The sequence below is a fragment of the Vreelandella arcis genome, from assembly GCF_900103865.1.
In the GTDB taxonomy this organism is placed as follows: Bacteria; Pseudomonadota; Gammaproteobacteria; order Pseudomonadales; family Halomonadaceae; genus Vreelandella; species Vreelandella arcis.
Map to the genome: position 1 here is coordinate 1 of NZ_FNII01000033.1, position 6,904 is coordinate 6,904.

The following is a 6,904-nucleotide window of genomic DNA, read 5'->3' on the forward strand; positions in this document are numbered from 1 at the left end:
GTGTGTAAAACCACGTGCCTATTCACAGGCAAAACGTGTGTGAAACCACGATAAATCATAGGTGAAAACACCTAAAAAACGGCCAGCATGAGGCGGTGCTGGCCGTTTACTTTTAAGGTTACCTAAATATTGCTGGTTCAGCGTGGGTGAAACGTGACCATGTCATCGCTCGTATCAAACGCAACTTGGTATCCTGGTAAAAGATTGCTCTCAGCGAGTAATTTAACTGATCGGCGAAATTCTCTAAGAGAAGCACTGCTACCGCTTTTCTTATACATTTTTTCTAATGAAATCATCCATTTCTTTTGGATTCCGCAATGCTTTCTGGCCAGCTCATAGATACGTCTATCCAGCGGTTTCCGCAGCCGAAAGTAGTCACGATCTAGAGTCAAAACCTGCTTTGCTTTTACTGACCGATATAACCAGTCAGGCAGTGTGACTTCGACTGATACCATACGGTTATCGCCATTTCGCTCAATTACACGCCAAGAGTCTATCAGCCCAAAACCTGAGCGCTCTCGCTTCCCGGCTGTTGCAATATTGGTAACAACGCGGGACTCCGAAAGGCGCTCCAACGCCTCCCCCATACGCTTATAGCTGTCCCCATCGGTACGGCGATTAGTCGTGACCATGAAGTCATAGGCTGTGAAACGTACCGTTCGGCTAATTTCTTCTCTACCACGGTTCATCGCTTCCACTAGTTGACTGATGCAATAGATCCATACGTCTTTGTCATGGATTGTCGCCAGACCTCTCCCTCCTGGGCGCACTTCAATTCGCGTGTCGTTGTGCTGATAGACCCGAACCCTCCTATCGCCAGCCCTAAGAGCAAAAAGAGGGTGCTCCATACTGGAAGCATCATCCTTGATACTGGCATCCATAATATCGGCAACAAAGAAATCTCCTTGTGCATGCCGTTTGGGTGCCAAAGGTGCTCGAAAACTCTGAAAGCTTGAATCCTCTTTAGGAACGAGCAAGCGCTTGCACGCCTCCTCATAACTCTCTCCCGGCTTGGCATGCTGGTGTATGTACTCGCGCTGGGACTGGTTCATGCTACTGGCTCTCCGACCAAGCTCGAGGAGGGGATGGACACTTTTTGAAGTCGGGGTATACTGCTCATACAGATTATCGCCTCCTAGGCGTTTCTGGCCCCCGGATCTTCGTCGCCTGCACAGCATGGAAGATCCGGGGGTTTGTCTTTTTAAGGTGCTGAGTCAAACTCTTCACCCATTCCTTGATTGTACTCAGATTACCGCATTTGGATTATGGCAGGCAGCCACACAAGCGTATGACGCCTATGGTTGGCTTTATTAGCACTGCAGCACCAAAAAACGGCCGACCTCTGATGCCTGTATTTTTCTTTATTTCTTTAAAAGCGTAAATACAGAACGCATGCTCTACCGATAAACCTTGCTACGGTGTCCGATCAGTACCACTAAGACACAAATCTCCTGATCCTCGATGCTAGCGATGATTCGATAGTTGCCCACCCGATACCGCCATAGCTCACCCAGCTGGCCAGCCAGTGGCTTACCAAGTTGCCGAGGATCGTCCAGTGGCTGGATGCGTCCACGGAGGTAATCACGGATGCGTTTGGCGTCCGTATGGCCGATCTTACTTAATTGCTTGACCGCTTCGTCCGTGAGTTCAATCCGCCAGGCCAAGGTTACGCTCCACGTCATCTAAGCTGTGGGTCGTCATCTCACTGCGACGCACTTGTTCTAAGGTCTTCTCGGCAAGATAAACATCCTCGAGGTCTTCAAGGTGCTCCAGAATGGCCTCACGAGCATAGAAACTCTTAGTGCGACCAGTCGCCTTGGCCAGCGCCTCAAGGCGCTCTTCAATCTCGGTTGGTAGACGCAACGCCAACATATTTAAGCTCTCCATTAGGCACTTTGCTATACAAGTATAGCACAGGATATAAAACTCAGAAGTCCCAAAGACGAACCACAGGCGATATGGTTGACTTGTCTCTTATTTACGATTTTACTGAAAGACGTATTTACAGTTTTGAGGAACGCCTGTGATTATCGGAGTGCTCAACCAAAAAGGAGGTGTCGGTAAAACGACTCTTTCCGTCAACATCGCCGCCGCCCTGGCAAGGACCGGACAAAGAGTGCTGTTGATCGATGCAGACCCGCAGGGTAGTGCCCTAGACTGGGCTGCAGCTCGAGAAGGGGATCCTTTGTTTGCAGTGGTTGGCTTACCAAAGCCCAGCATCCATAAGGAACTTTCTGTCGTAGGGGAAGGATATGACCACATCGTGATTGATGGCCCGCCTCGCGTCACAGATCTCGCCCGATCCGCCATCATGGCGAGTGACGTAGTGCTGGTTCCTGTACAACCATCCCCCTACGACATCTGGGCAGCTGACGAGGTAGTAAAGCTCATCCAGGAAGCTTCTGTATTTAAAGAAAACATTAAATCTTTTTTTGTAATTAACCGTAAAATTGCGAACACCGCCATCGGGCGTGATGTTCGTGAGGCTCTGGAGGCTTATAACTTGCCGACGCTCGAAGCCAGCGTCGTACAGCGTGTAGTCTTTGCTGAAGCCGCAGCCGTTGGCAAGGCCGTCTATGAACAAGATAGAGACGGAGTGGCCTCGCAGGAGATCGAAGCAGTTGTGTCAGAACTGCAGGAGCATTTCAAATGAGCAACAAAAAAGTGTCTATCGGCGGGAAGCCCTCTGCCAAGAAAGCAGCTGAAGATACAGCGATGGATGCATGGGTTGGCTCCAGAAAACAGGAGCCACCTAAGGAACCTATGAAGCGACTCACTATCGACATCCCGACGGAGTTGCATGCCAAACTCAAAGCTGACTGCGCCATGCGAGGGCGCAAGATGACCGATGAGATAAGAGACTTACTTATGGAAAAATACGGAAATCAGTAAATAAGGTTTTCTCTAAGGCTTTGTCTGAACAACGCTTTGACGCAATCAGTATGGGCTGGGCTCGGGGAAAAATAAGGTGACAGCTAAAATTTCTTGTCTAACTGCGAAGCAGATTCGTCTGATTGAGAGCAAAGCCTTTAGCTCTTAGGTCGTAAGATCTTGCTGTACTATAACGCGCCCGTGTTGGGCGTTTTTTGTGTCGAAAATAATAATGAAATACTACTACCAAATTGATCAACAGGGGATGGGCCTATGAAGGCGTCCAAGGCTTATAAAACCGCATCAGCGCTAACTGCAATCGTTACGTTAGCGGGCTGTTCTAACCACGAAGACCGCCCATTTGTGATGGCGTGTATGCCGGAAGTTGTATTTGAAAATTATGACCGCCACTGGGACGTCTTGCGCAAGGAAACGTCATCCTTTGATTTCTCTGCTGGGGGGATACCGCTGCCGTCTCCGGAAGAGATGGATAAACGGTCTCGTGAAACGTTCGAAGGCTACCATTCTAACAAATCGATGAAGCCTTCATATGAAGCCGGCTATTTTGGTCAGGGCCTGCTATCCGATAACCAGGGCCAGCTACCGAAAGGTCATCAAACTATCGCGCCGTTCAGTGAAAAAAGTAATTTACTGGCAAGCTACGATGGTAGCGATCAGATTGTTCAGTATTCACCCCGGGGTGAAGGCGACGCTTCCTATTTAATTGATCCAACCGGAACCGTGGAGATGGAGCATTATTATCTTGATGGTAACGGTGAGCTTCACCCAATCAACTTCCAGTTGGCCGCTCTAAACGTGGGTCGTGTGAGTACGAATCGTCGGCCTTTAACAGCGACGCACCGTCAGATACACGTGGGCGCAATGATTCCTGCCGATGCTAAGTATGTGGTCTACAAAGCGACGTGGCATATAGATAACCATGAGAATCATAATCAAGACAACACCTTCATCGGATTTTGGGCACATGCTTTAACAGACTCGACTCGCTATCAACCGGGTGACTACGAAACGGCTAAAGACAGCCGATGGGGCTTTGCAGAGTACATCAGTTGGATGAATGTCCGCGATGGTGGCAAACACATTATGCAGCCAACCGAAGGCGGGCCTGGAAAACTCGCACCCGATGTCGACAGTAACGGAAATGTCAAAGGGGGGACGGTTCCTTGCTACGGATTGGCGGGTCAGCCCGTTCCATCTGATCATTTTATGGAAATAGGGATAACTTATAAGGATAAAAATGCGATATTTACTTGGGGTAGAGGATCAAATGGGGGCTTTATTGGTACTGCAAAAGAAGATTTAGAAAAATTGCCCAGCAATCCAGAGGATTGGAGCGACGAAAAGTCGACATATAATTATATTCGCTACGATTTGTGATTAACCATGACGAAAGCCGCCTCACGAGGCGGCTTTTTTGTGGGTGGATTACATGGAGAGGTCTTGCTCCTGCTGTGGGCCGCTGGGTGTTAAAGGCTCATGCCTTTTCACGCGTTGCACCGTGCTAGTCGAGCACTGGGCGTGTTGAGCGACCTTGCGGATGCTGAGACCCGCATTGAGCAGTTCGCTGACGCGTTGATGAAGCTCCGGATCCATCGGACGCCCGCGATAACGCCCTTCTGTCTTGGCCTTTTCAATCCCCTGTGCTTGGCGCTCACGACGCTGTTCGTAGTCTTTGCGCGCGATCGCCGCCATCATATCAAGCATCATCGCGTTGATAGCATCGAGCATCCTAGCGGTGAAGTCATCCTCTAGTGCTTCCTGCATTGCTACATGACTCGTGGGTAAGTCCAGTGCCACCACACGAAGCCCCTTAGCATCGATCTCGGTACGTAGACGCTTCCAGTCGTCAGTGGGTAAGCGTGAAAGTCGATCAATCGATTCGACCAGCAGCACGTCACCAACATGGGCATCAGTCAGTAAGCGACGTAGTTCCGCGCGGTCGGGACTAGCCCCGCTGGCGTTTTCAGCATAGAAGCTGGCGATTTTCTGGTGATGCTGTGTCGCAAAGGCGTTAAGCGTTTGGCGAGCACGATTGGCATCTTGGGCAGAAGTGCTGGCACGGAGGTAGGCACGAACAAACATCGCAATATCCTTTTTGGTATATCTGTGTCGCTTTGGGTATTTATCAACACAGCGTGTCGTTTTGAGTTATTTTTGGCAAATAACGACACGCAATAAAGCGATGTTTTAATGTATCGGTTTGGGCATACCTAAAAAAACTTAAATCGTTGCACCTACCCTAGCAAAAATTGTTGGAACATATGGCAATTGAAAATTATTTTTATTTGTAAAGTCGATACATGAGTTAAATTTTTTGCTCAAGCATACTGACTGGTATTCAGCACACTTCTGACTTTGATCAGTATGTGAAAAATTTTATTGACCAACACGCACAAAGTGCCGCACAATGTGCGCAAATGCACAATAGGAATTTTTATGAACTGGATCTATGAGTATCCATCAGATAAGGCGGTACATCGCCCCACACAACTTACATTTTCAATTACCTATGACCCGGTCACACCTGATAGAAAGATTAAGCTTGCGGATGACAAACCAGAAAATCTACAAAATGTAGACATTGATAATTTGATTAAGGAGTTAGGCCAAGTTATACACGGAAAATTTCTTCAACGCAGAATGGAGACTTTGCTGTACAACAACTTTAATGGTGAGTTTGCAAGGGCTGCACATGTCCTTGAGCAAGAAACCAAAAAAAAGGTTTCGACACGCACATTGCAAGCCTGGATAATCCCACAAGACCGTCCAAGTAGTCGGCGTTGTCCTGAATGGGCAGTTGTAGCACTTGAAGAATACGCGGATCGCAATTCAGACAGTCTTAAATGTTTTAAAGATCAAAAAAATGAGTTTCAAAAAACTCGACAAGGACGGTTGCATGAAAATCGGAAATTGATGCGTGACCGTGAGCTATTAAAAAATGCTGAGAGCTATATTGCTAGAAAACAAAGTATTACTAATAAATGGAAAAATATACCTGTAAGCGATTTTCCAGAACAACTAGCCAAACTAGAAACATCGATTGTAGACCAACTTGATAGTCAATCGCAGTTGCTTATCGAGTTAATAAATGGGCTGAGAGAGCATGACACATATGAAGAGTTTAAACGCGAATATATTGAGCAGATAGAAAATAGTATGGCCTTAGAAAGACAGATTAAAGACACTGCTCTAGACATTCAGGATCGTAGAAAAGAGTTTGCTTCAGATGATGGAGTTTATAAAGAATATTAAAAAAAATCATACTATTCTACTAATTTACTTTTTTAGTTTAAAAACAGACTCTGCGTTCTTGGTAACATATTCCGTCTGTAACCTTCTCCGCTCATCCATTGTCAGCCGTGGGTCTTTCCATGGCTTATCTCGAAGCTCTTCTTCTTTTCTTTGTTCTTCCCGCAGCTTCTTTTGCTCCTGATCAATAACCCACTGAGGCCGCGAATCCGTGTCATTTTTAATACTAGATTTATTTTCATTGGGTATAGTTTCGCCACCACTAGAAGCCGACTCCAATTCATTATTACCAATAAGTTCTGGTGTTGATTTAGTGTGGCTTCTCTCTGCTGGAACCTCATGATTAATCGAATTCTGTGACAGCGTTTCATCTTTAATTGATTTAGTATTGTCTCTAATAACACCGCGATCAACAAGGATAGCTTTTACGTAACGTCGCAAGGACGAAATAGACAAATCAACACCATGCTTTCTAATAGCTATTGCCATCGAGCGAATACTAAGACCTGGATACTCATCAACAATCCAATCGTCATACTTTTTGAGCTTCTTACGCTCTTCCGGCTTGCCTTTGAATGAGTGGGTGTTCTGGCTCGCCCTCAATGCAGCATTTTTTAAGCTTTTCAGTTCTGAGGATTCCACCTGACCACTCCATTACCGTTTCCCTCATCCCCCCTCATTCATCAGGGTGCCGAATGCGGGGTTTAAACCGAGTGGCTGCCGGTTCCGATCCACTTCAACGTCATCGAGTCGTTTGATCGCC

Annotated in this window: 9 protein-coding genes; 4 read left to right on the forward strand and 5 right to left on the reverse strand. The window is 47.0% G+C overall.

What is annotated here, in order from left to right; translation table 11 throughout:
* Positions 1 to 137: 137 nt before the first annotated feature.
* The 3 genes from BLR97_RS19350 to relB form a co-directional block, all read right to left on the reverse strand.
* Positions 138 to 1,052 (reverse strand): replication initiator protein A, encoded by a 915-nt coding sequence (locus BLR97_RS19350; RefSeq protein WP_089708547.1) that lies wholly within the window; start codon positions 1,050 to 1,052, stop codon positions 138 to 140.
* 345 nt (positions 1,053 to 1,397) lie between these two features.
* Positions 1,398 to 1,682 carry a type II toxin-antitoxin system RelE family toxin gene (locus BLR97_RS19355; RefSeq protein WP_089708549.1) on the reverse strand — a complete coding sequence of 95 codons (285 nt, stop codon included), beginning with the start codon at positions 1,680 to 1,682 and terminating at the stop codon, positions 1,398 to 1,400.
* Positions 1,648 to 1,872: a type II toxin-antitoxin system RelB family antitoxin gene (gene relB, locus BLR97_RS19360; protein ID WP_089708551.1), complete on the reverse strand. Its 225-nt coding sequence runs from the start codon at positions 1,870 to 1,872 to the stop codon at positions 1,648 to 1,650. The genes BLR97_RS19355 and relB overlap by 35 nt, the downstream gene beginning before the upstream one ends.
* 151 nt (positions 1,873 to 2,023) lie before the next feature.
* On the opposite strand from relB, the gene parA reads away from it, so the two are divergent.
* From parA to BLR97_RS19375, 3 genes are all read left to right on the forward strand, one after another.
* Entirely contained in the window at positions 2,024 to 2,653 is a 630-nt protein-coding gene (parA, locus tag BLR97_RS19365) for a ParA family partition ATPase (RefSeq protein WP_089708553.1), read from the forward strand.
* Entirely contained in the window at positions 2,650 to 2,892 is a 243-nt protein-coding gene (locus BLR97_RS19370; RefSeq protein ID WP_089708555.1) for a plasmid partition protein ParG, read from the forward strand. Before parA ends, BLR97_RS19370 begins: the two co-directional genes overlap by 4 nt.
* Positions 2,893 to 3,144: 252 nt before the next feature.
* Positions 3,145 to 4,269, forward strand: a complete 1,125-nt coding sequence (locus BLR97_RS19375; RefSeq protein ID WP_089708557.1) for a hypothetical protein — start codon at positions 3,145 to 3,147, stop codon at positions 4,267 to 4,269.
* Between the two features lie 48 nt (positions 4,270 to 4,317).
* Here BLR97_RS19375 and BLR97_RS19380 read toward each other — a convergent pair whose 3' ends face one another.
* Positions 4,318 to 4,974: a recombinase family protein gene (locus tag BLR97_RS19380; RefSeq protein ID WP_089708559.1), complete on the reverse strand. Its 657-nt coding sequence runs from the start codon at positions 4,972 to 4,974 to the stop codon at positions 4,318 to 4,320.
* Between the two features lie 354 nt (positions 4,975 to 5,328).
* Here BLR97_RS19380 and BLR97_RS19385 point away from each other — a divergent pair, with 354 nt between their 5' ends.
* A complete protein-coding gene (locus BLR97_RS19385) occupies positions 5,329 to 6,144 on the forward strand; it encodes a hypothetical protein (protein ID WP_089708561.1) in 816 nt (271 codons plus the stop codon).
* A gap of 24 nt (positions 6,145 to 6,168) precedes the next feature.
* On the opposite strand, the gene BLR97_RS19390 is transcribed toward BLR97_RS19385, so the two are convergent.
* Entirely contained in the window at positions 6,169 to 6,783 is a 615-nt protein-coding gene (locus tag BLR97_RS19390; protein ID WP_089708563.1) for a hypothetical protein, read from the reverse strand.
* Positions 6,784 to 6,904 lie beyond the last annotated feature (121 nt).